General features: G+C 33.3%; 20 protein-coding genes. 16 read left to right on the forward strand and 4 right to left on the reverse strand.

All coding sequences use genetic code 11. The features are described from left to right. Nucleotides 1–54: 54 nt before the first annotated feature. Both ABD077_RS20335 and ABD077_RS20340 read right to left on the reverse strand, forming a co-directional pair. Nucleotides 55–3,201, reverse strand: a complete 3,147-nt coding sequence (locus ABD077_RS20335) for a SusC/RagA family TonB-linked outer membrane protein (protein ID WP_343914064.1) — start codon at nucleotides 3,199–3,201, stop codon at nucleotides 55–57. A 310-nt stretch (nucleotides 3,202–3,511) separates the two neighbouring features. Then, nucleotides 3,512–4,225, reverse strand: a complete 714-nt coding sequence (locus ABD077_RS20340) for a FadR/GntR family transcriptional regulator (RefSeq protein ID WP_299899430.1) — start codon at nucleotides 4,223–4,225, stop codon at nucleotides 3,512–3,514. Between the two features lie 843 nt (nucleotides 4,226–5,068). Here ABD077_RS20340 and ABD077_RS20345 point away from each other — a divergent pair. From ABD077_RS20345 to ABD077_RS20420, 16 genes are all read left to right on the forward strand, one after another. Then, complete coding sequence (locus ABD077_RS20345) at nucleotides 5,069–5,710, forward strand: GNAT family N-acetyltransferase (RefSeq protein WP_343914065.1); 642 nt, start codon at nucleotides 5,069–5,071, stop codon at nucleotides 5,708–5,710. Continuing rightward, on the forward strand, nucleotides 5,698–6,888 hold the full coding sequence (locus ABD077_RS20350) for an argininosuccinate synthase (RefSeq protein ID WP_343914066.1): 1,191 nt from the start codon (nucleotides 5,698–5,700) through the stop codon (nucleotides 6,886–6,888). The genes ABD077_RS20345 and ABD077_RS20350 overlap by 13 nt, the downstream gene beginning before the upstream one ends. Beyond that, nucleotides 6,885–7,862 carry an N-acetyl-gamma-glutamyl-phosphate reductase gene (gene argC / locus ABD077_RS20355; RefSeq protein WP_343914067.1) on the forward strand — a complete coding sequence of 326 codons (978 nt, stop codon included), beginning with the start codon at nucleotides 6,885–6,887 and terminating at the stop codon, nucleotides 7,860–7,862. The genes ABD077_RS20350 and argC overlap by 4 nt, the downstream gene beginning before the upstream one ends. A gap of 1 nt (nucleotide 7,863) precedes the next feature. After that, nucleotides 7,864–8,658 carry a pyrroline-5-carboxylate reductase gene (gene proC / locus ABD077_RS20360; RefSeq protein WP_343914068.1) on the forward strand — a complete coding sequence of 265 codons (795 nt, stop codon included), beginning with the start codon at nucleotides 7,864–7,866 and terminating at the stop codon, nucleotides 8,656–8,658. 20 nt (nucleotides 8,659–8,678) lie between these two features. Then, on the forward strand, nucleotides 8,679–9,818 hold the full coding sequence (locus ABD077_RS20365; RefSeq protein ID WP_343914069.1) for an aspartate aminotransferase family protein: 1,140 nt from the start codon (nucleotides 8,679–8,681) through the stop codon (nucleotides 9,816–9,818). 2 nt (nucleotides 9,819–9,820) lie between these two features. Further along, nucleotides 9,821–11,017 carry a glutamate-5-semialdehyde dehydrogenase gene (locus tag ABD077_RS20370; protein ID WP_343914070.1) on the forward strand — a complete coding sequence of 399 codons (1,197 nt, stop codon included), beginning with the start codon at nucleotides 9,821–9,823 and terminating at the stop codon, nucleotides 11,015–11,017. Further along, entirely contained in the window at nucleotides 10,995–11,789 is a 795-nt protein-coding gene (gene proB / locus ABD077_RS20375; protein WP_343914071.1) for a glutamate 5-kinase, read from the forward strand. The genes ABD077_RS20370 and proB overlap by 23 nt, the downstream gene beginning before the upstream one ends. Continuing rightward, a complete protein-coding gene (locus tag ABD077_RS20380; RefSeq protein WP_343914072.1) occupies nucleotides 11,782–12,726 on the forward strand; it encodes an N-acetylornithine carbamoyltransferase in 945 nt (314 codons plus the stop codon). Before proB ends, ABD077_RS20380 begins: the two co-directional genes overlap by 8 nt. Nucleotides 12,727–13,053: 327 nt before the next feature. Next, nucleotides 13,054–13,839 carry an acetylglutamate kinase gene (gene argB / locus ABD077_RS20385; RefSeq protein ID WP_343914073.1) on the forward strand — a complete coding sequence of 262 codons (786 nt, stop codon included), beginning with the start codon at nucleotides 13,054–13,056 and terminating at the stop codon, nucleotides 13,837–13,839. Between the two features lie 106 nt (nucleotides 13,840–13,945). Further along, nucleotides 13,946–15,028 (forward strand): M20 family metallo-hydrolase, encoded by a 1,083-nt coding sequence (locus tag ABD077_RS20390; RefSeq protein WP_343914180.1) that lies wholly within the window; start codon nucleotides 13,946–13,948, stop codon nucleotides 15,026–15,028. Between the two features lie 63 nt (nucleotides 15,029–15,091). After that, nucleotides 15,092–16,369 carry an argininosuccinate lyase gene (gene argH / locus ABD077_RS20395; RefSeq protein ID WP_343914074.1) on the forward strand — a complete coding sequence of 426 codons (1,278 nt, stop codon included), beginning with the start codon at nucleotides 15,092–15,094 and terminating at the stop codon, nucleotides 16,367–16,369. A 307-nt stretch (nucleotides 16,370–16,676) separates the two neighbouring features. Beyond that, on the forward strand, nucleotides 16,677–18,968 hold the full coding sequence (locus ABD077_RS20400) for a hypothetical protein (protein WP_343914075.1): 2,292 nt from the start codon (nucleotides 16,677–16,679) through the stop codon (nucleotides 18,966–18,968). Nucleotides 18,969–18,989: 21 nt separating this feature from the next. Continuing rightward, nucleotides 18,990–19,367: a hypothetical protein gene (locus ABD077_RS20405; protein WP_343914076.1), complete on the forward strand. Its 378-nt coding sequence runs from the start codon at nucleotides 18,990–18,992 to the stop codon at nucleotides 19,365–19,367. A 221-nt stretch (nucleotides 19,368–19,588) separates the two neighbouring features. Beyond that, nucleotides 19,589–20,266, forward strand: coding sequence for a hypothetical protein (locus ABD077_RS20410; RefSeq protein ID WP_343914077.1), 678 nt, complete (start codon nucleotides 19,589–19,591; stop codon nucleotides 20,264–20,266). Nucleotides 20,267–20,303: 37 nt separating this feature from the next. Continuing rightward, nucleotides 20,304–20,717, forward strand: a complete 414-nt coding sequence (locus ABD077_RS20415; RefSeq protein ID WP_343914078.1) for a hypothetical protein — start codon at nucleotides 20,304–20,306, stop codon at nucleotides 20,715–20,717. Between the two features lie 216 nt (nucleotides 20,718–20,933). Further along, nucleotides 20,934–21,815, forward strand: a complete 882-nt coding sequence (locus ABD077_RS20420; RefSeq protein ID WP_343914079.1) for a carbohydrate kinase family protein — start codon at nucleotides 20,934–20,936, stop codon at nucleotides 21,813–21,815. A gap of 330 nt (nucleotides 21,816–22,145) precedes the next feature. Here the strand turns inward: ABD077_RS20420 and ABD077_RS20425 are convergent, their stop codons facing one another. Further along, nucleotides 22,146–22,958, reverse strand: a complete 813-nt coding sequence (locus ABD077_RS20425) for a 3-keto-disaccharide hydrolase (protein WP_343914080.1) — start codon at nucleotides 22,956–22,958, stop codon at nucleotides 22,146–22,148. Between the two features lie 15 nt (nucleotides 22,959–22,973). After that, nucleotides 22,974–24,026 (reverse strand): sugar phosphate isomerase/epimerase family protein, encoded by a 1,053-nt coding sequence (locus ABD077_RS20430; protein WP_343914081.1) that lies wholly within the window; start codon nucleotides 24,024–24,026, stop codon nucleotides 22,974–22,976. Nucleotides 24,027–24,058: the final 32 nt, after the last annotated feature.

Below are 24,058 nucleotides of genomic sequence, written 5' to 3' on the forward strand. Positions count from 1 at the left end.
AAAATCAATTATTAAATAATTTTATACTTGTAAATTGATTTAAAAATTACTTTATTAAAAGTTTATATCCACACCCATTGCAAATTGTCTTTGTATTGGTGTTACACCTCTCTGATATCCTCTTATTAGCACATTATTTCGGTCAGTATTACCTTCTGGGTTATTTCCTAAATAATTATTCGCAGAACTATACCATAAATTTTGTCCAGAGAAATAGATTCTCATTTTTTCTAAACCTATTTTTTGTATAGCTGAATTAGGAATAGAATATCCCAATACAACTTCTCTTAAAGAAATGTAAGAAGCATCTTGAACAGCGAAATCTGTTGATAAATATTCAATTCCAGTTCTTATTCCAGGATTAGTAGCATCAATATTTTCATTAAAGAATTGGCCTTCAGCATAAACTCTACTATATCGCTGTATTTCATTATAGAAAGCTTCTCCCCATACAACTTCACCTCCTTGAGATCCTTGGAAAGAAAAGTTTAGATCGAGATTACCGTAAGTAATGTTATTTGTAAATCCATATATGAAATCTGGGAAAGGATCACCAATAACTGTTCTGTCATCTGCATCAATTACTCCATCACCATTAACATCGACTCTCTTAAGACCACCTACCACATCGGCATTACCAGTAGGGCTATTATCTAGTTCTTCTTGGGTATTAAAAATTCCATCAGTCTTAAATCCAAAAAATTGAATATAAGGATCTCCCACTCGAGTAAGATATTGGTCTGTACGTTCTCCATTAGTAATAACTTGTTCAGATCCACCGAATGAAATTAATTTGTTTTCATTTACGGAAATGTTTGCGCTAGATGTCCATTTTAGTTTTCCTCTTCCAATATTAGTAGAAATATCAAGTTCCCAACCTTTGTTTTCTATTTTACCGATATTGTTCCATTGCTCGTCAAAACCAGTAGCATTAGATATCTGTTGTCTTAATAGTAATTTTTCTGATAACTTATAATAGTAATCTGCAGTAATATTAAGAGATCCACTAAATAATCCAATATCAATACCATTATTAAATTCTGTATTGGTCTCCCATGTAATATCTGGGTTTCCTTGTAATATACCAATTTCTCCTTGCCCGGTAGTAACTCCACCGCCATTACCTAAACTGTAATTTCCAAAGTCTACTAAGGTTTGCGCTAAGAAATCGAATAGAGGAGGAGCTGCACCACTAATACCCCAACTGGATCTTAGTTTTAAGTTATTTACAGTATTTCCTATGCTGTTTCTCCAGAAGTTTTCATTGGCTACATTCCAACCCACAGAAACGGAAGGGAAAAAACCATATTTGTTATTTTTACCAAACTTATTAAAACCATCAGCTCTACCTGCTAAAGAAAGCAAGTAACGATCTTTATAGGCATAATTTATTCTAGCTAAATATGAAGATAAAATAGTTTCATCTTTCAATGTTTGGGTTTGACTTAGATCTATTATAGATCCTCCATTAAGTGTAGTAATGTTTTCATCATCAAAATTAAATACCGTTATATCTGTAAGACGTTCAGCAGTATTTTCATAGGTGATACCTGCTAATAAACCAATATCATGGCCATTAAAATCTCTATTATAGGTTATAGTATTTTCATTAATGTATTTTACGGTCAATTGATCTGCTAATATACCTTCTGTTTCACCGTCTCGATCACCTACAGACGAAAAGAATTCTTCAGCTGTTCTATATCTCACATATCCTCCAATTGAAGATTGAAATGTAAGTCCTCTAGCAATTTTCCATTTAACAGAACCATTAGCTAGCATCCTGTATTCGAAGCGGTTTCTTCTCGCTGATTCTTGTCTAGAAATAGGGTTAAAGTTTCCTGAAGACCAAAGATTCTCTAAGTTCCCAGTATTTTGAGTTTGTCCAGTATTACGATCAATAAAATCAAAATTTAAGTTGGTGAAGTGAATAGCATGTGCAAAACTCCCTACAGGTTCACCTGTTAAATCAGACGTATATTGATTGTGTCTTACAGGAATCCAAGACTCATATCGACCAACATCCGTAAAGTTAATAGCAGATCTTCTAGTTAATGTGTACGAGGGATTTATTTTTAAATCAATACTCAGCTTATCTGTTAATTTAGATTTTATTCTAGCAGAAACATTTAATCGTTCTAGATCGTTGTCTCTTCTCAATCCTTCATCTAGGATGTAATTACCAGAAATTAAATAATTCGTATTTGTACCACCGCCATAAACATTCAATGAATAATTACTTATTCGTGCAGCACTTCTTAAGGCTTCATCAGCCCAATTAGTAGGACCACCAATATTTTCAGCAATTGTTCTTTTACCTACTTCAGTACCTACATAGTTAATTAAAACAGGATCTCTACCATCTCGAGCTGCAATAAAATTTTCTACTTGTTGATCTCTATCTCTATCTAAATCCGAATATTCTATCGCGTCTAATAAATCAATTTCTAAGGCAGCTTGTTTGAAACCGGTAAGTGTTTTAAATTCATATGAAGTTTTTTGTGCTTTTCCTTGCTTAGTGGTTACCAAGATAACACCATTAGCTCCTCTAGATCCATAAATTGCAGTAGAACTCGCATCTTTAAGAACTTCAATTGATTCAATAGTACTAGGATTAATAAATTGTAATCCGTCATCAAATGCAAAACCATCAACCACTACTAATGGAGCAGAACTAAGACTGATAGATCCAATACCTCTAATAATGATTTCCTCTTCTTCTCCAACATTTCCTGAGGTATTTCTGATCTGAACTCCAGCAATTTTACCTTTTATACTATTTGATACATCCGAATAAGGAAGTTCATCTAAGTTCGTATTTTCTAATTTCGCTACGGAGGCAGTTAAACTAGATTTTTTCTGGACTCCATAACCGATTACTACTACTTGTTCCAGTTCTGAAGCTTCTTCTTCGAGCGAAACATCAAGTCTCGTTTGGTTTTCAACAACTATGGTAACTGTTTTTTTTCCTGTAAAGGAAAAGGAAAGAATGTCCCCTTTATTAACTTTTATCTGGTAATTCCCATCAAAATCAGTAGTAGTTCCTGTATTTGATTCAATTATTAATACGTTAACTCCAGGAATTGGAATTCCATCTTCTAGTGAAGTGACCGTTCCCTCAAGGGTAATGCTCTCTTGAGCAAGCATTGTACTATGATATAGAACAATCAGGATGATTGTTATGATCTTTTTGAAATACATAAGTAATTAGTTTTGTTTTTTTAATGCTTTCTTTTAAATCAATAATTGGTCATCAATGAGTAAAAGGAAACCCCAATTTTGTAATTACTTATCACCGAACAAAGCATTAAAAATGATATACTAATTAGCATTTATCTATTTTTAGTATCTTTGTTTTAATCTATCTATAAGTAATTATAGTTATAATTTTACTTCTTAGACCAAGTAAAGTTTGAAAATTAAGGGATTAGTGTGGTAGCTGTCCCTTTTTTTAGTTTTATATCACATAATTTGACTGGTGTTAAAATTGTTTTTTTAGTATTGTTAAGTATTAATCATAGCAATATTTATATAGATCTTTAAAGTGTTCCTCTAGTTTAGCAACAGCTCGATCTGGGTCTTTATCTACGATGGCATCTATGATAGCTTGATGTTCTCTAATGAGTAGATAATTTTCATCTTTATTACAGACTTTGTTGGCAACAAAATGTGTTATTATTTCCGGTGTAATAACAAGCATTAAAGAATTGATTACGCTATTACCACTAGCTTCAGATAGTTTTAGATGAAACATTAAATCTTCTTCTACTGCGCTTAACCCATTTACAGCTTTTTCACTATAAGCTTCATGGGCAGCAAGGATTTGCTTTAAATGTTCATCGGATCTTCTGGTAGCAGCTAATCGAACAGCATGAGTCTCTAGTATCAATCTAGTTTCTACCAGAGATTTAAAGTCGGGTTCTTGTAATTGCAAAATATCCGTCATCATTCCGTTTAATGCAGTTACTCCTATATTAGATACTCTAGTTCCACTCTGAGGGTACTTTTTAACAAGTCCATAGAATTCTAATCTTTGAATAGCTTGTCGTAGTTGATTTCTGCTTACACCAAGTTGCTCAGCCAGCACTCGTTCTGCAGGAAGCTTATCTCCTGGTTCGAGTTGCTTAGAAACAATTAGTTCTCTTATTTTAGAGATAATTATCTCTTCAGAACCTTTCTTAGAATTGGATGAAACGTCCGATTCTTTTTCTGTTTTAATACTCATATACTGGTTTTGATTTTAACTGGTTGACCAATCTGGTTAACCAAAAGTATAGTTTTTTTTTATTATCACAAAATTTATATGTTAAAAATATTATGAAACTGTAAAAAAAGCATTGTTTTTTCGTCGAATATTCATTCTAAATGCTTTTCGTATTATATAATCGATACTTGTAACCCCAAGTGATTATTAGAAAAGACTACTATTTTCCTTATAAATTCGCCTTACAATAATATTTATGCAATAATATGGAGTTAATATATTAAAAAGTAAGTTGTGTTGTGAATAAAGTGTTTAAAATGAGTAAAATGTAATTTTTTGATCTTTTTTTTAACACAAGTTATTTATTGAGAATCAAATTTTGCAGATGTCGTAATTTTTAGCGATTTTGATTTTTATTTTTCTTCATCAAAACTATTTTACGTAATATTGTATAATCTAGTTAACGAAAGGGGCTTAGGCCGACGATTTAGAGTTACTATTATGAAAACGGCAAAAAATATTTCGAAAAAAGTGAAAGTTCAATCTCAGAACATATCTGTTACTACTGCATGTAGAGTGCGCCGCTTTCGTCGCCCCTTGGGGGTTTAAATTCATTTAGAAGTAGGTGCGTCCTGCTTCCTTCCAGATTCCATTTTAGTAAATAATAGTATCGAAGATGAATTTGTACTAACTCCAGTACGGTTATACCTATATTTAGTTTTCATTGGAATTATCAAGAAATTTTAAGAATCATACACTGGTCTATGTTTCATTTTACTGTGGATTCATAGCTCCCGTACACTAATAATTTATGATTAATTATATCTATATCTGAGGTAGAAGACAGATAGTAGAAATAACAATATGAAACAGATAGAAATTATCATAGCAACAGACAAACATTTACATTTTGCGCAAGAAATTTGTGATGTTATATCAGACTCGGCAAAAGTCAGAGGAACTGGTATCGCAAAGCGAACGCCTGACTATATACAAACAAAAATGATAAATGGGAATGCTATTATCGCTTTATGCGATGATAAATTTGCAGGGTTCTGCTATATAGAGGTTTGGGGACACGAAAAATATGTTGCGCATTCAGGTCTTATAGTTCATCCTAATTACAGAAATCAAGGATTGGCAAAAAGAATTAAAGAATTCACATTTAACTATTCTTTGAAGAAGTATCCTCATTCCAAAGTATTTGGAATTACAACGGGATTAGCAGTTATGAAGATTAATTCTGATTTAGGATATAAACCGGTAACTTTTTCGGAGTTAACTGATGATCCAAAGTTTTGGACAGGATGTATGACATGTACAAATTATGAGATTCTTAAATCAAAGGAACATAAAATGTGTCTGTGTACGGGTATGTTATACGATCCTGCGAATAAAGTAAAGAAAAAAGAGAAATGGTACGATAAAAAAGTACTTAAAAGATTAAAAAAAATAAAACAAACAATGCTAACAAGCAATAAACAATTATTGTTATGGAAAAAGTAGTAGTAGCGTACAGCGGAGGTTTAGATACTTCATATTGCGTAAAGTATCTAATTCATGAAAAGAATTTAGAAGTGCATACGATTTTGGTAAATACTGGAGGTTTCTCTGAAGAAGAATTAACTCAAACAGAGCAGAGAGCGTATGAACTAGGAAGTACATCACATGTAAATAAGACTATTCTAAATGAGTTTTATCAGAAAGCCATTAAGTATCTAATTTTTGGGAATGTCTTAAAAAATAATACGTATCCTTTGTCAGTCAGTGCCGAAAGAATTTTTCAAGCTATCGAAGTAATCAATTATGCGAAAAAAGTAGGAGCTAAATATATTGCTCATGGAAGTACTGGAGCTGGAAACGATCAGATAAGATTTGATGTTATTTTTCAAACACTTGCCCCAGAAATTGAAATCATAACACCCATCAGAGATTTAAAATTATCCAGACAAGAGGAAGTGGAATTTCTTAAAAAGCATAATGTACACTATAGTTGGGAAAAAGCACAGTATTCCATTAACAAAGGTATTTGGGGAACGAGTGTAGGAGGTAAAGAAACGTTAACATCTCATGATCCACTTCCAGAAGCTGCATATCCTAGTCAGCTAACAAAGGATAAAGAAGAAACAATCACTTTAAATTTTGAAAAAGGAGAACTTGTAGGTCTCGATGGTATTAAAGATACACCAGTAAAAAATATTCAAAAATTAGAGGAATTAGCGAGTGCTTTTGCGATTGGTAGGGATATTCATGTGGGTGATACGATTATTGGAATCAAAGGAAGAGTTGGATTTGAAGCTGCTGCGCCACTGGTGATCATAAAAGCGCATCATTTACTAGAAAAGCATGTACTTACTAAATGGCAACAATATTGGAAAGAACAGTTAGCTAATTGGTATGGAATGCTATTACATGAAGGTAACTATCTAGATCCCGTGATGAGAAATATTGAAGTTTTCTTAGAAGATTCTCAAAAATCAGTCACAGGAAATGTAACTGTAAAACTGAAACCTTATCACTTTTTATTAGAAGGAATTGCATCTCCTTTTGATATGATGAAATCAGATTTTGGTCAATATGGAGAAATGAATAATTCATGGACTTCAGATGATGCTAAAGGTTTTATCAAGATTTATGGAAATGCAAATAAAATATATCATAATGTAAATCCTACAGAATCATGATAAAAGTTGGAATCATAGGAGGATCTGGATACACAGCAGGAGAATTAATTAGGTTATTAATTCATCATCCAAATGTAGTGCTAGATTTTGTGTATAGTACAACCAATGCTGGAGTGTCTATTAGTGATCAACATGTGGATGTTTTAGGAGATATTGATCTAGCATTTACGGATACTGTAAATCCTAATATAGATGTTTTGTTTTTATGTTTGGGACACGGACGATCAAGAGCTTTTTTAGAAGAACACACCTTTTCTAATCATACTAAAATTATTGATTTAGGAAATGATTTTAGATTAGAAAAAGATCATGTATTTGATAGAAGAGAGTTCGTTTATGGATTACCAGAGCTACAAAAGAATAAGATTAAGTCGGCTCAGAATATTGCAAATCCAGGGTGTTTTGCTACAGCAATTCAATTGGCATTATTACCATTAGCATCTTCTAATAGAATACAAGATGCCGTACATATTAATGCAACTACGGGAAGTACAGGAGCAGGAGTAATGCCTGGTGGGACTACGCATTTTAGTTGGAGAGATAATAACTTTTCGAGTTATAAAGTGTTTACGCATCAGCATCTCGATGAGATCAATCAGAGTATTCAACAATTGCAAAACAATTTTAATACTCCCATTTTCTTTATTCCGAATAGAGGAAATTTTAGTAAAGGCATTTATGCAACTTTATATACACAGTATGATGGTTCCGAAGAAGAGGCAGTAGAGTTATATAAAACCTATTACAAAGATTCCAAATTTACAGTGGTTTCCGAGAAGGAAATTTATTTAAAACAAGTAGTGAATACCAATAAGTGTATTCTTCATCTTAGTAAAAAAGATGGAATGCTACTGATCACTTCTGTAATTGATAATTTGATTAAAGGAGCTTCTGGTCAGGCAATTCACAATATGAACTTGATGCTGGGAATAGAAGAAAAAACAGGACTAGAATTAAAAGCAAGCGCGTTTTAAAATGAACAAAATAACAATCATAGGAGGAGGTAACTTAGGTAAATCGATTATATCGGGTTTAGCCAGTAGTGATTTATTCGAAGCAAAGAATATTACCGTTGTTGATAAATCGAAGTATAATTTAAAAGAGGTAGAAACAAATTTGGGTGTATCTACATCACAAGATATTTTAACTTCTATAAGAGACGTAAAGTGGGTTATCTTATGTGTGCAGCCCAGACAATTAGATGCAGTTCTTCAGGAGATTAAAGATGAAGTAACAACAGATCAGATATTAATATCTACCGTAACAGGTACATCTATAGAAGAGATAAATGAGGTAGTCCCTAATAACAAGGTTGTGAGAGTAATGCCGAATACAGGAGCGGCAAAAAAACTATCAATGACCTGTATAGCGGCTAATGAAGATGTGAAAGAAGAATTATCAATGGTCGAAAAGATGTTTGATACGATAGGAGAAACCTTGGTGATCGAAGAACGGTTAATGCAAGCAGCAACGGTATTAGGAGCCAGTGGTATTGCATTCTTCTTAAGATTCTTGAGAGCCATGATACAAGGAGGTATCCAAATGGGATTTCACCCTCATGAAGCTCAGATTATTGCTGTGCAGACCGCTATTGGAGCAGCCACCTTAGTAGCAGAAAATGGAACACATCCTGAACGGGAAATAGATAAGGTGACAACCCCACAAGGATGCACTATAGAAGGATTGAATGAAATGGAACACCAAGGGCTTAGTTCCTCGGTAATTAAAGGAGTAATGGCATCCTATGAAAAAATTAATACGATAAAATAAAAAGTAATAAAACTAAACAGATGAAACTATTTGATGTATATCCTCTTTATGATGTAGAGCCAGTAGAAGCTCATGATAGTATCGTAGTGGATAAAAATGGAGTGGAGTACTTGGATTTATATGGAGGTCATGCAGTAATATCAGTCGGACATGGACATCCTCATTATATAAAAAGGATGAAAGAACAGTTGGACAAGATTGGTTTCTATTCTAATGCTGTTCATAATAGTTTGCAAACTGATTTGGCTAATAAATTAGGTCAATTATCGGGATACGATAACTATCAGTTGTTTTTATGTAATTCTGGTGCAGAAGCTAATGAAAATGCTCTAAAGTTGGCTTCATTTTATACACAGAAGTCTAGAATAATTTCATTTCATAACGGATTTCATGGTAGAACATCAGCAGCGGTAGCAGCAACTGATAATGCAAAGATCAATGCGCCTTTAAACAAACAACAAGATGTTACTTTTCTACCTTTAAATGATTTGGATTTACTAAAAACCGAATTATCCAAAGGTGATGTTTGTGCTGTTATTATAGAACCTATTCAAGGTGTAGGAGGTTTAGATGAAGGAACCACATTCTTTTTTAAAGAATTAGAAAAATTATGCAAAGAAAATAAAGTCATATTAATTCTGGATGAGGTGCAATCAGGATTTGGAAGAACCGGAAAATTCTTTGCGCATCAATATCATGGAATTACACCTGATATTATCTCGATTGCCAAAGGTATGGGAAATGGATTCCCGATTGGAGGCATTATGATCGCTCCACATATCGAACCAAGTTATGGGATGCTCGGAACTACTTTTGGAGGCAATCATCTTGCTTGTACAGCAGCTTTAGCAGTCTTGGAAGTGTTAGAAGCTGAAGAGTTGATTGATAATGCAAGATTAACAGGAGACTATTTTGTTACCAAAGCTTTAGAAATTACAGGAGTTCAACAAGTAAAAGGAAAAGGTTTGATGTTAGGAGTGGAGTTTGATTTTGAAGTAGCTGAACTAAGAAAAAAGTTAATCTATGATGAGCATATTTTTACTGGAGGTGCTATGAATAAAAAGTTACTAAGAATTCTTCCACCATTAACAATCGGTAAAACAGAAATAGATCAATTTATAAAAGCATTACAAACGGTTTTAGTACCAGAAAAGATATAAGAATGAATACTGTACTTGATATATCAGAAAGAAATGCTGTGCTGAAAAAAATGGCTGCGTTAATTGCAGAGCACAAGGATACTATTATTGAAGCTAATAAAAGTGATCTTAATTCATATTCTGGAGATGATTTAGCAATGAGAGACCGATTAAAAGTGGATGGCTCCAAGATAGATACAATGATTGTTTCTCTAGAACAATTGGCTAGTCAAGAAGATCCTGTTGGGGTAGAACGTTTTCGATTTACCCATGATAATGGAATGCAAGTATATAATAAAACGGCTTCATTTGGAACGGTTTTGATTATCTATGAATCTAGACCAGATGTTACAGTGGAGGCGGCAGGAATAGCTTTTAAATCTGGGAATAAAATTTTACTAAAAGGAGGAAAAGAATCCTTGCAGTCTAATCTTGCGATAGTTAAGCTATGGCATCAGGCTTTAAAAGATAACAATATATCAAGTGATTGGATAGAGTATCTAAATTACAATAGAAACGAGACTCAGTCTTTTTTAGAAAAGCCAACCCAAAATGTGGATTTAATTATTCCAAGAGGAGGAGAAAAGCTAATCGCCTTCGTAAAGAAGCATGCCACTTGTCCGGTAATAGTAAGTGGAAGAGGAAACAATTTTGTGTATGTCCATAAAGAAGCAGATCGTGCACTGGCGTTAGATAATATTATTAATGGTAAAACAGACAAAATCTCCGCTTGTAATGCTGTAGACAAGGTTCTTATCGATAAGAACCTGCCTAATAAAGAAGATTTTGTAAAAAACCTGATCATCACCTTAAAGAATTTTAATGTTGAAATACTAGGAGATGCTTCGCTCTCTAAATATGATGAAGTAGCTCAAATTTCAAATCCTAATATATGGGAAGAAGAATTTTTAGATTATAAAATAGTAATCGGGGAAATAGAAAACGCTCCCGAAGCAGTTTCTAAGATTAATAAATTTAGTGGAGGACACTCTGCCGCAATAATTACTAGAAATCAGAAGGAAGCAGAATCCTTTATGGCATCTGTAGATTGTGCTGCCGTATACCACAATGCTTCTACGCGATTTACAGATGGATTTCAATTAGGTTTAGGTGGAGAATTGGCAATTAGTACAGATAAACTACATCAAAGAGGTCCTATTGGACTGCAACATTTGGTAACCAATAAATGGTATATACATGGAGACGGGCAAATCAGATAAAAAGAGAATTGTCCTAAAAATAGGTTCCAATGTTCTTACCAAAGAAACGGATCATATTTCTAGAGGCAAAATTGAGGATATAGGTAATCAGATAGTTGCGTTACAAGATCGTTATGAGTTTGTAATCGTAAGTTCTGGAGCAATTGCTGTAGCAAAGCAATTTGTAAATCTAGAGAGTAATGGCAAGGAGATTACAGTAAAACAAGCTTTAGCATCTATTGGACAGCCTCATTTGATGAGAATTTTTCAAGAAAGCTTTAGAGATTTAGGGTTACTTACTTCTCAATGTTTATTGTCGTATTCTGATTTTGAAAGAGAACAGTCTAAAAAAAACATTGTAAATACGATTAATGTCTTGATAGCGAATAACTACATCCCAATTATCAATGAAAATGATACGGTTGCAACAGACGAAATTAAATTTGGAGATAACGATAAACTAGCAGCATTAACTGCTTGTTTATTAGAAGCAGACTTATTACTTATTGCTACCAATACCAATGGTATATGTACCAAGGAGTCAGTAGAAAATAAAACCTTTAAAACAATAGATGAAGTAGATGACTTAGAGCTTTTGAATAATGAAATTGTTTCTTCAACATCTAAACATGGAACTGGCGGAATGAAATCAAAAGTACAAGCCGCTAGCATCACTCAGGACTGTGACATAGAAACATGGATAGCCAACGGTCTCGAAGACAATTTTATGGTAAATGCGATTAATAATACTGTTCCTTTTACCAAAATAATTAAACCTGTATACAATGAATAATTATTTTTCAGTACACGATATAGATGCTCTTACTTCTTGGGTTGAAGAAGCGATTGATTTAAAGAAAAATCCTTTATCTCACAAAGAATTAGGAAAAGATAAGACAATCGGTTTATTGTTTTTTAATCCTAGTTTAAGAACTAGGTTAAGTACGCAGAAAGCCGCTTTAAATCTTGGGATGAATGTGATGGTAATGAATTTTGGTGGAGAAGGATGGTCCTTAGAATATGGAGATGGAACTATCATGGATCAAGGTAATTCGGAGCATATTAAAGAAGCAGCACAAGTAGTATCTCAATATTGTGATATTGTAGCAATACGTGCTTTTGCCAAGTTAGAAAATAGGGAAGAGGACTATGAAGAAATAGTTTTAAAAAGCTTTATGGAATATGCCAGCGTTCCTATTATTAATATGGAAAGTGCTACAGGTCATCCACTACAAGCGTTAACAGATGCAATTACAATAACAGAATATAAGCCAATACATAAACCAAAGATTGTACTTTCATGGGCACCGCATCCGAAAGCCTTACCGCAGGCTGTCGCCAATTCTTTTGCAGAAATGGTACAAAAAATGGACGCAGAGTTTGTAATTACCCATCCAATGGGGTTTGAGTTAGCCAGTCAGATTACCAATGAGGTGCCCATAGAGTACGATCAAGGAAAAGCATTCGAAAACGCTGATTTTGTTTATGTGAAAAACTGGAGTTCCTATAAAGATTACGGAAGTTCTTCGCAAGATGAAAATTGGAGAATAACAAAAGATAAAATGGACCTTACCAATAATGCGAAGTTTATGCATTGTTTACCAGTTAGAAGAAATGTAGTTGTTGATGATGCAGTCATTGATAGTGAGAACTCTGTGGTTATTGAACAAGCAAATAATCGAACCTATGCTGCACAGTTGGTGATGAAAAAGATTTTAGAAAAGAGTTAAGCTATGAAAGTAAAAGATAAATTATTAGTTGCTAAATAAGTAGAGTATAAGCGGTATTGAGTAAGAAGAAAATAAACTATATGTCACACTGAGCTTGTCGAAGTGTATTTTACAACTGTAGTTAATATGGTCTTCGACAAGCTCAGACTGACTACGCAGCCTTTTAAATTAGTGATTTTAGATGGCGCGTAGGCTATAAATGATAATTATGAAAACAAAAGATAAATTATTAGTTGCAAAGATTGGTGAGGGCAGAGTGTAATGAAAATGTCCAGTGGACATTTTTAGCGAATGAGCCAGGTGGCGTGTAGGCTATAAACGATAATTATGAAAATAAAAGATAAATTATTAGTTGCTAAGATTGGTGGTAACATCATCGAAAATAATGAAGCGTTGGATTCTTTTCTGCAAGATTTTTCCAAAGTAAAAGGACCAAAAATTTTGATTCATGGAGGAGGAAAATCTGCTACAAAATTAGCATCCAAATTAGGTATAAAGACTGAAATGATCGATGGAAGAAGAATCACATCAGCAGAGAATTTGGATATCGTGGTAATGACGTATGCAGGTCTTTTAAATAAAACTATTGTTTCAGGTCTTCAAAAATATAATTGCAATGCTTTGGGGCTTACGGGTGCTGATGCAAATGTGATCGTAGCGAATAAAAGACCAGTGCAGTTTATAGATTATGGATATGTGGGTGATGTTACAACGGTAAATAAGGATACGTTAAAGGGATTTATAGATTTAGGAATAACACCTGTGTTTTGTGCGGTAACACATGATACCAATGGTCAGTTGTTTAATACCAATGCAGATACTATTGCATCCGAAATTGCTTCAGCGATGAGTACAGATTACGAAGTAGCGTTGTTTTATTGTTTTGAACTAAAAGGAGTTCTCGAAAATATAGAGGATAAAGATTCTGTAATAGAGCATATTGATTTAGAAAAATATTCTGAATTAAGAGATCAAGATGTTATTGCAGATGGTATGTTGCCCAAATTAAAAAACTGTTTCGATGCATTGCATAAAAACGTAAATAAAGTGCATATAGCTAATGCAGATTTTATAAAAGATAACTCAATAAAGCATACGACTTTGAGCTTATAAAATAAGACGATAAATTTTTAAAATCTGTACTAATAAATAGAGATAAATTATCATGGAGAAAGAAGATAATACCATAAATACAACTGTGATAGACAACCATACTACTATGAATAATTCGGCTTTAAGTATTCCTGAATTAACTGAAAAAGCAATAGATCTGTTGCATCAGTTAATAGAAACTCAATCTTTTTCTTCAGAAGAAGAAGGAACAGCTTTATTGATAGAAAATTGGTTCCATGAATATGAAATACCTTTTGAAAGAGAGAACAATAACATTTGGGCATATAATAAGAATTTTGATGAAGCAAAACCTACAATTCTTTTGAATTCTCATCATGATACGGTAAAACCTAACGGTAATTATACCAATGATCCATTTATGGCTTTTGTAGAAGATGGAAAGTTATATGGCTTAGGAAGTAACGATGCTGGTGGATGCTTGGTATCTCTCATAGCAACCTTTACGTATTTTTATAACAAACAAGATCTGAATTACAATTTTGTAATAGCAGCCACGGCAGAAGAGGAAAGTAGTGGTCCGTTAGGATTAAAAAGTATTCTGAAATATCTAAAAAATGTAGAGTTTGCTATTGTGGGAGAGCCTACATTGATGCAACTAGCAATTGCCGAAAAAGGGTTGTTAGTATTAGATGTTTCGGTAAAAGGGAGTGCCAGTCATGCTGCACATCCTAATGATGATAATGCAATATATAATACACTTAAGGTAATTGAATGGTTTAAGGATTATAAATTCGAAAACAGTTCAGAAACATTGGGAGATGTAAAAATGACTGTGACTCAGATTAACGCGGGTAATCAACATAATGTGGTGCCATCTCATTGTAATTTGGTTGTAGATATCAGAGTAAATGATAAGTATAAAAATGAAGAAGTCTTAGAATTAGTTAAAAACTCTTTGCCGCAGCATGTTGAGGTAAAACCAAGATCACTGCATTTAGGGTCGTCATCTATACCAAAAAACCATCCAATTGTTACATCTGGAATCTCATTGGGAAGAACCACTTATGGATCTCCAACGCTTTCAGATCAATCGGTATTGAGTTGTCCATCCTTAAAGTTAGGACCAGGTGATTCTACCAGATCACATTCTGCAGATGAGTTTATCTATGTAAAAGAAATCAAAGAAGGAGTCGCCTTATATATCAAGATATTAGAAGGCATAATCTAAAAAGGTAAAATATAAAAGTAGAAAGGCTAATAACTAACTACTCAGAACTATAACTAAAACGAAATGAAACTTTGGGATAAAGGATTACCAACTGATCAAAAGATAGACATGTTTACTGTTGGAAACGATAGGCAATTGGATTTGGTAATTGCTAAATATGATGTGAAAGCAACGTTAGCACACGCTAAAATGTTACATAAAATTCAGTTGCTCTCAAATGAAGATATCGATGCCATCGAAAAAGAACTCGATGTATTAGCGGGACAAATTGAGAAGGGGACGTTTGTAATTGAAGATCAGTTTGAAGATGTACATTCTAAAATAGAGTTCGAGCTTACTCAAAAAATTGGAGATGCTGGTAAACGAATCCATACTGCCAGATCTAGAAATGATCAGGTGTTAGTGGCAATGCATTTATATCTAAAAGATGAATTACAACAGATAAAAGATCAGGTAAAAGAATTATCTGAAAATTTATTAAAGTCTGCAAAGCAGTATGAAGAGGTGTTGCTACCTGGATATACGCATCTTCAGATTGCCATGCCATCCTCATTTGGATTATGGTTTTCTGCTTACGCAGAGAGCTTTGTGGACGACCTTTATTTTGTAAATGCGGCTTTAAAAGTAGTAGATCAAAATCCATTAGGAAGTGCTGCTGGATATGGAAGTTCATTTCCGATAGACAGAGAATTCACTACAAAAGAGTTGGATTTTGAGACATTGAAATACAATGTAGTTGCTGCTCAGATGAGTAGAGGGAAATCCGAAAAATCTACTGCTTTTGCCATGAGTAGCGTGGCAGGTACCTTATCTAAATTAGCAATGGATGTTTGCTTGTACATGAGCCAGAATTTTGATTTTATGAGTATTCCTTCGGAATTTACAACAGGCTCTAGTATTATGCCACATAAAAAGAATCCGGATGTATTTGAACTCATTAGAGGGAAATGTAATAAGATTCAGGCCTTACCATATGAGTTGAGTCTGCTTATGAATAATCTACCAAGTGGATATCATAGAGATTTACAATTATTGAAAGAAGGAATCGTACCTGCAATTCAGGATTTAAAAGCATCTCTAGAAATGGCAATTTACGCGCTAAAGAATGTGAAAGTAAATGAAAGCATTTTAGAAGATACTAAATATGATTATTTGTTTAGTGTAGATACATTGAATGCGTTGGTAATGGAAGGAATGTCTTTTAGAGATGCCTATGTAAAAATCGGGCAGGATATCGAAAAAGGAAATTATAAGCCTGAAAAGAACACAAAACACACACATATAGGAAGCATTAATAATCCGTGTATTGATAAGATTAAAGAGAAATTAAATTCAGTATGAATACAATAGTATTTTGTCATTCCAGCACAATCTGGAATCCAATTTAGATAAAGAAATATGAGATATATAAGAGAAGCTGAAGCTGTTAATTGAGTGTAAGTTGAGTTAGTTTAATTTTTTCGCTTCAGCCTAGACCCTCAGAGGAGTAGTTAACCACTGAGGGTTGTTTTTGTATAAAATAGAATCACACAAAGCTGAAAATAATCGGTGAGATTACGTTTTTCCGTAAGGCTTTTATTTCTCAAGAATTTACTTTTGCCGAGTTAACAAATTAGTAAGAAAACTTATGGAATTTACGCTAAAAAAAATGAAAAATTATATAAAGCAGTTTGTCTTTATTCTCACAGCAATCTTAATTGCTATTAATGTAACATCATGTCAAAAAGATGATGAATTTATCAAAGAGACAACTTATGAAGATGAAACACAGGAAGAAATTGAATATAAAGGAGCGAAGCTACGACGTGTAAATATTGAACAAATTGCTGTACTTGATAATTTCGTGTCCAAAAAAGTAACAGGTACAAAGTCAAAAAATTCTTCTTCAAAATCGGTTTTAGAAACTGTATTCGGAACTGTAGAATTGGAAAACATTATGGAGATTACAGACTCTAATAATTATGTCAACTATACTTTAAGAATAAAGCCAGAAAAAGCACCGTTAAATACCTTTTTCAACTTGGTAATTCACCAAAAGCCAACAGATAATGAACCAAGTGAAGCGTTTGTTTATGAATATCAGATGTCTACAGAATTTGCTTTGGACTATAGTAATGGTAGGAAAGAACTAAAAGATTTCGAAGGAGTCATAAAAAAATATCTTTTAGCTGATTTTGAATTTAATAATTCAAGCAAGGTAATAAATAACTGTAGTGATCAGCTTACCCCATGCGAAATAAAAGATGTGGATCCAGATGTTGGAAACGGTGACTCTAATGATGGTGATATATCTGACCCATTGGATGGAGAAAATGGCGATAATGGATCTGGTGGTGGAACAGGAGATGGTTCTAATGGAAGTGGTCCTGGAAACACGGGCGATGGAGATACCGGGAATGGTGATCAAGGAGATGGTGATCAAGGAGATGGTGCTCCCGATATTACATGTGTAAATAGTTATCACGTTTTTTGTTGTGATAACAATAGATGTGATGAACATGCTCCAAGAAGAAAAGGTTGGGGATCAAACGGACAACCCATTTTTTGTAGTGGTAGTGTTACTATTTCTATAACCGAATGTACACAAGACAAATCATTGAATTCAAAAGCTTCTACTTGTGGTGGTGGTGGAGTAATTGGTATTGATGATGATCAATTTTTGGGAGGAGGTTTTCCTAATGGACGAATGCTAGAGAATATTTTAGGTATTGCAAGAATTGATTATTTACAGGGTGATTGTTCAAGTCAAGATGCAGTTCGTACCTATTGGAATAATGGTGATCAAACACAAGAAAGAGCTTATCTGATTGCAGATTTAATAGATTTTTGGAATAATACTGGAGGACCAAGTGCTGAATATACAAGTGTTTTAGCTGTCAGGATAATGAATAGAGAGAGCCAACAAAAGATTTCAACATCTGATGCTAGGAGATTATTTTCTCTAAAAGATCGAGATAATTATTCTGATGAATCAATAAATTTCTCCAATGAATATCTAAACATCATTAGTATGGGTAATCAAACAGAAAAAAATCTTGCAAATGATATACTTCAAGCTATGAACAATAACACCGTTATGAATGTTCAAAATTATCTTAATTTGAATACTTCTCCTTCTCAAATTGGTTTTACAGTAGCATGTTGTCCTGATCATTGGGATAGTAATGATGGTAATGTAGATGAGATTTTTTCTTATGGAATTACCATAATTAAAGATGCTTCAGATGCTACATTCAGTCTTTTACAGGCTGGAACAGAACTTGTTTGGCCAGATGAATTAGAAGGTGCATGGATAAAGGCTATTTTAGAAAAAGAAGGAATTGAAGTGCCTAATGATGTTAGTTATGAAACTCTGGGAGAGTTATTTAAAATGAGAGTGAAAAATGGTGATATTGTTGTATTACATGAAACTGGCATAGCAGGAGACTTATTAGAACTGGGCATTTATATGGCAGATTTGGTAGCAATTATATCACCTAGTAAAGGTGGTGGAGCATTTCTGGCTATTAATGGCGGAGAGAAAGTAACATTAGCTTCTCTAAGACCATTTCTAAATCGATTAAAAGACTCCTTTTTTAGACCTGTAGGAGATATGGTTGGTAAGCGTATTGGACATACTTTTAGCAAGCACGGACTGCATAATACACCTGTTTTAAAAGCCGCTGCTAAAAATAGTAAAACACCACAAGGTCAATGGCTCAATGAGATTGAAGCTGAAAAGTTTATTGCGCGTCATTTAGACCAATTATCAAATGGTGCCATAGATATCCCAATCCCTTCGAGTATTCAAAATATTGGTAGAGTATTTCGTAATGGAGATGGAGCAATTTTAAATCCGACTCATATAAGATTGGTGCCTAGTGGATCAGGTGTAAGATCTGCATATCCAATAAATTCATCTATACAGGCTTTAGAAACTCTAGGAACATATGTACCTTAGAACAAAAAATAATATGAGAATATGAATAAAACAGATATATCAAAAATTAGTAAAGAATTAAGTTTTAAGCACACTACAGGAGATGATTGGGGTATAATAAATGATGACGCTAATCGTGTAAAAGAATTTATTCAATATTATAATGATAATAAAGCAAATTTCGATCTAGGGATTGATATTAATTTTATCGAGCTGGTAATTTCATCAATGAATGAAGCTATTCTAGAAAAAAAAGATGATAATGAAATGCATTTTTTATTTAAAGAATTTATCTATCCGTTTTTATCAAAAGAGCATTTTCTTTATTACGACTCCATCTATTATTGGGTGGCCATAGTTAATAAAGAAGAATTCCCTGTTGGATATCTCGTAAAACAGATTATTGAACCAAATGTATAATTAGTATATAAAATATAAACCAGGTAATAATCATGATTATTGCCTGGTTTTCACTTAGAAAAAATGAAATTATTTAGCACACTATTTCTTACCTTTTTATTGCGAATATTCTATCTGCTCAAAAAATAATTCCCCGTAGTGGGACTTTTATTCTTAAAGCAGAAAAAGTAATCCATGATGATCAAAAAGTAGAAACTTCATTAAAAGAAAAAATACCGAAGTTGACTACTGTTATGAAAGAATGGATGATTGATATGAAAAAAGAATCTGGAGAGACTGTCGATTCTTTGGAAATTAATAATATGATGATACAACGTATAGTACCCTCAATTAATGCTAATTTCGATCCCCGTCTTAGTAAAGGGGTACAGTTTACATATAAATTTACGTTTCGAGATACTACCATAGAATCTGAATCTTATAATTCGTTATCATTAAATAACAATAGGGTTATGGTAATAAATAGAAATACAGGAAAGTCAGAAGCCTTTTTAAAAAAGGACTTTACATTAGTAAAAGACCCTTCTGTTTTATTATCAGTACCTATAGAAGATAAAGAAGATATTATTGAGATAAAAGAGTTTCCTAAATATAGAAAAAACATATTTGGCTATGATTGCTATAAAGTCATCATTACTAAAAAATCTGATTTTTTGAAAAATCCTATGTCGAAACTTTTTTTTACAAATAAAAAAATATTGGACAAATATGTAAAATTGTTTAATGATACTATTATACAAGAGCTTTATGTCACCGAGAAAATTTCATGTAAATATCACCCTGTTATTAAATCACCAGAAATCTTAGAAAAATACTATCCTTTAGAAATTACAGTTAAAGACAACTTTGTTCAGGGCGCTAGTACTACATATATTACCGAAGAATTATTAATTGAATAGCACGAGAAACAATTATTTTCACATAAAATTAGAAAATATGAAGACTAAACTTTTATTAATTTTTTCAACTTTCTATTTAGTTACATATGCTCAGAATTATAATTTTGATAATAAAATTCTATTTATCAGTGTTGATTCAGAGGAAGATTTACTTAAATATGTTCCTCACCCTAATGGCTGTTTAGGTACTTATATAATAAAACCAATTTCTAAAGAAAATAAATATGAACATGGTTTTAGAGTCATAAATTATGATAAATATTCTGTAGAATCAGTAAATTCTATGGAAATTATCCCTTTCTCAGTGTTTTATAAACATTTTGGAGCTTTGAGTGAAAAAACTGGTCGTTTCTTATTAAAAGGAAGGCATGACCAAGAACTAATATTTGTAAAAAAAGAAGGAGATAAATTCGTTTTTTACCCGGCAGATTCTTATTTCTGGACAATATAAAAGGGTTATTATGGTCTTTATAAATAAAAAATGTAGAAGAAAAAACTGAATTTTATGATACTAGAATTGATTTATTAGAGAATTTTTATACACTATAAAACCAAAAACCTTGATACTATTATTTCAAGGTTTTTTTATGTTTTCACCCAAAACTTCAAGCACTGGTATTTCTTTTTATAAAGACAAAAGAATATATTTAGTACTTAAATTATTTTTATGCAAATAAGCTGTTTCGGAGAAGTACTTTGGGATATATTTCCTTCTCATAAAAAAATAGGAGGCGCACCATTGAATGTGGCATTACGCTTAAAAACTATGGGAATTGATACCACTATTATTACCAGAGTCGGTGATGACGAATTAGGAGATCATATTACTTCTTATATTTTAGAAAAAGGACTTTCAACCAATACGGTTCAGAAGGATCAAGTACATAAAACAGGAGAAGTTTTAGTACACTTAGATCAAGAAGGTACTGCTTCTTACGAGATTAGCAGACCGGTGGCATGGGACTTTATTGAGAATTCTGAAGCTCTCAAAAAGGAAGTAGCCACTTCTGATGCATTTATTTATGGGAGTTTGGCGGCTAGAAACGATGTTTCTAGAAAAACTTTGTTGGAGCTGTTAGCCCTTGCCAAGTTTAAAATATTGGATGTTAATCTTCGCCCGCCACATTATGATGCAGCTTTACTTTTAGAACTGATGCAAAAGGCTGATTTTATAAAACTCAATGATGAAGAATTGGATGAAATCTGTACCTATTTCAACATACAGGGAAATACGATTGAAAATCAAGTAAAAGCTGTAGCAAAACATACAGAAACTTCCCAAATTTGTATTACCAAAGGGGGAAAAGGCGCTACCTTATTTTATAATAATAGTTTTTACAATAATTCTGGATACAAAGTAAAAGTAATAGATACGGTAGGAGCGGGGGATTCCTTTTTAGGCACCTTAATTTCGAAGCTAATCCAACAAGCCGATCCACAAACAGCCATAGATTATGCATGCGCTATTGGTGCTATGGTAGCAGGTAGCGAAGGAGCGAATCCTGTTTTTACAGATGAAGAGATTCAAGCATTTATAAATACTCAGTAGCAATTTTATATAAATTCAGGATAAAGCATCTTTTACAGTGTTTTTAATTTAATACATCTCCCTAAATCCCTCTTCGAAAGAGGGATTTTTAGCTCCTCTCCTTCAAAAGGAGAGGATGTTTTTCAAAACAAAAACTGTAAATATTTAAAAATTAGTGTTTTATACTTTTGTTACGTAGGATTCACACCAATATCATTAAGTTAAGCTTGTAATTCTGCTGTTTGTCACACTGAGCTTGTCGAAGTGTAATTGAAAATCACAGCTTTATTGATCTTCGACAGGCTCAGATTGACATCGAAATTCCTTAACTTAATGATATTGGGACTCACACTACTTTAATTCTCTTATCCATATATTGCGATAATGTACTGGATTGCTATGATCTTGTAATTTTATAGGACCTTTTCCATGGGGAATATTCTTTGGTGGGCCGATATATTCTGTAGTTCCTAAAATCTCTACATGATCTTGTACCAATACACCATTATGAATTACGGTAAAAGATCCTGATGTTTTCTTTTTACCATTTTCAAATTCAGGTTGGTGGAATATGATATCATAAGTCTGCCACTGATCATTTGGTTTCGTAGCATTTGCTAGAGGAATGTGCTGTTTATATATAGCAGTAGCTTGTCCATTAGCATACGTACGATTTTGATAACTATCTAAAATCTGTACTTCATATCTATTCTGAAAAAATACACCGCTATTTCCTCTTCCTTGTCCATCACCTACCAAGACATCTGGCGCTTTCCATTCTAAGTGTAATTGAACGCTACCAAAATTTCTTTTAGTTTGTATATCTCCTGTACCTGGTTTTACCGTCATGGTTTTGTCAGGATTGATGGTCCAACCTGCCTGTGTTGAATCTTTAGTAGCAATCCATTGTTCTAAATCTGTTCCATTAAAAAGTACAATAGCATCAGATGGAACATTCATGGAGTCGAAGGAAATGGCTTTTGGTTCTGGATCCCAAACTTCAGTTTCTTTAGGGTCTGTAATTTCTTTTGTGGGAGTAGGAGTTTCTTCAATCTCTTCTTTCTCAACCTCGCTTTCCTCAGCAATAGTGGTGGTCTCTTTTTGTTTCGTATCACAAGCATATAACATACCGCTGATGATAAGAAAATAAATAAGGTTCTTCATTTTAAGTTTTTTATATTATAATCCTAATATTTTTTTAAGTTGTTCTTTGTCAATATCAGCACCAGCAAAATCATCAAATGCCTTTTGTGTGGCTTCAATAATATGACTTTGGATAAACGGAGCACCTTCTCGGGCACCTTGTTCTGGAGATTTAATACAACATTCCCATTCCATTACCGCCCAAACATCACATCCGTATTGGGTAAGCTTAGAGAAAATGGTTTTAAAATCTATTTGTCCATCTCCTGGAGAACGATATCTTCCTGCACGATCTATCCAATCACTATACCCACCAAACGCACCTTTTTTTCCAGTGGGATTAAATTCAGAATCCTTCACATGAAAAGCTTTGATAAATTCATGATAATGATCAATATATTCGATATAATCGAGTTGTTGTAACACAAAATGACTCGGGTCATACAGTATGTTTACTCGTTTGTGGTTACCCGTAGCTTCTAGGAAACGTTCAAAAGTAACACCATCATGTAAATCTTCTCCTGGATGAATTTCATAACAAACATCTACGCCTTGCTCGTCAAAATGATTCAAAATGGGTAGCCATCTTTTTGCTAATTCTTCGAACCCCATTTCTACCAATCCGGCAGGACGTTGTGGCCAAGGATGCATCGTATGCCATAAAAGAGAACCAGAGAAGGTGCCATGCGCACGAATTCCTAAGCGGTTACTTGCGGTTGCGGCATTTTTTACTTGAGTTATTGCCCATTCTGTTCGTTTTTTAGGATTGTTTTTGCAATCATCAGGAGCAAAATTATCAAACATCAAATCATAGGCAGGATGCACTGCTACCAATTGTCCCTGCAGATGCGTGGATAATTCAGTGATTTCTAATCCATAATCTGCAATTTTGCCTTTAAGTTCATCGCAATATGTTTGACTTTCTGCTGCAGTATCCAGATCAATTAATCTGGTTTCCCAAGTAGGGATTTGAATACCTTTATATCCTAAATCAGAGGCCCATTTGCATAATCCATCAAGTGAGTTAAAAGGAGCTTTGTCATCCATAAATTGTGCAAGAAATACTGCAGGCCCTTTTATTGTCTTCATTGTCATAAGTTTTTAGTGGTGGTATATGTGTG

Origin of the sequence: Aquimarina litoralis (assembly GCF_039523995.1) — a bacterium.
Classification (GTDB): domain Bacteria; phylum Bacteroidota; class Bacteroidia; order Flavobacteriales; family Flavobacteriaceae; genus Aquimarina; species Aquimarina litoralis.

What these genes read in the sequence shown, in the direction of transcription:
- proB (WP_343914071.1), top strand. Translation starts at nt 10,995, where the DNA reads ATGGAGACGGGCAAATCAGATAAAAAGAGAATTGTCCTAAAAATAGGT.
- ABD077_RS20425 (WP_343914080.1), bottom strand. Translation starts at nt 22,958, where the DNA reads ATGAAGAACCTTATTTATTTTCTTATCATCAGCGGTATGTTATATGCT.
- ABD077_RS20415 (WP_343914078.1), top strand. Translation starts at nt 20,304, where the DNA reads ATGAAGACTAAACTTTTATTAATTTTTTCAACTTTCTATTTAGTTACA.
- ABD077_RS20390 (WP_343914180.1), top strand. Translation starts at nt 13,946, where the DNA reads ATGAATAATTCGGCTTTAAGTATTCCTGAATTAACTGAAAAAGCAATA.
- ABD077_RS20400 (WP_343914075.1), top strand. Translation starts at nt 16,677, where the DNA reads ATGAAAAATTATATAAAGCAGTTTGTCTTTATTCTCACAGCAATCTTA.
- ABD077_RS20340 (WP_299899430.1), bottom strand. Translation starts at nt 4,225, where the DNA reads ATGAGTATTAAAACAGAAAAAGAATCGGACGTTTCATCCAATTCTAAG.
- argB (WP_343914073.1), top strand. Translation starts at nt 13,054, where the DNA reads ATGAAAATAAAAGATAAATTATTAGTTGCTAAGATTGGTGGTAACATC.
- ABD077_RS20335 (WP_343914064.1), bottom strand. Translation starts at nt 3,201, where the DNA reads ATGTATTTCAAAAAGATCATAACAATCATCCTGATTGTTCTATATCAT.
- proC (WP_343914068.1), top strand. Translation starts at nt 7,864, where the DNA reads ATGAACAAAATAACAATCATAGGAGGAGGTAACTTAGGTAAATCGATT.
- ABD077_RS20345 (WP_343914065.1), top strand. Translation starts at nt 5,069, where the DNA reads ATGAAACAGATAGAAATTATCATAGCAACAGACAAACATTTACATTTT.
- ABD077_RS20370 (WP_343914070.1), top strand. Translation starts at nt 9,821, where the DNA reads ATGAATACTGTACTTGATATATCAGAAAGAAATGCTGTGCTGAAAAAA.
- ABD077_RS20430 (WP_343914081.1), bottom strand. Translation starts at nt 24,026, where the DNA reads ATGAAGACAATAAAAGGGCCTGCAGTATTTCTTGCACAATTTATGGAT.
- ABD077_RS20380 (WP_343914072.1), top strand. Translation starts at nt 11,782, where the DNA reads ATGAATAATTATTTTTCAGTACACGATATAGATGCTCTTACTTCTTGG.
- ABD077_RS20405 (WP_343914076.1), top strand. Translation starts at nt 18,990, where the DNA reads ATGAATAAAACAGATATATCAAAAATTAGTAAAGAATTAAGTTTTAAG.
- argH (WP_343914074.1), top strand. Translation starts at nt 15,092, where the DNA reads ATGAAACTTTGGGATAAAGGATTACCAACTGATCAAAAGATAGACATG.
- ABD077_RS20420 (WP_343914079.1), top strand. Translation starts at nt 20,934, where the DNA reads ATGCAAATAAGCTGTTTCGGAGAAGTACTTTGGGATATATTTCCTTCT.
- ABD077_RS20350 (WP_343914066.1), top strand. Translation starts at nt 5,698, where the DNA reads ATGGAAAAAGTAGTAGTAGCGTACAGCGGAGGTTTAGATACTTCATAT.
- ABD077_RS20365 (WP_343914069.1), top strand. Translation starts at nt 8,679, where the DNA reads ATGAAACTATTTGATGTATATCCTCTTTATGATGTAGAGCCAGTAGAA.
- argC (WP_343914067.1), top strand. Translation starts at nt 6,885, where the DNA reads ATGATAAAAGTTGGAATCATAGGAGGATCTGGATACACAGCAGGAGAA.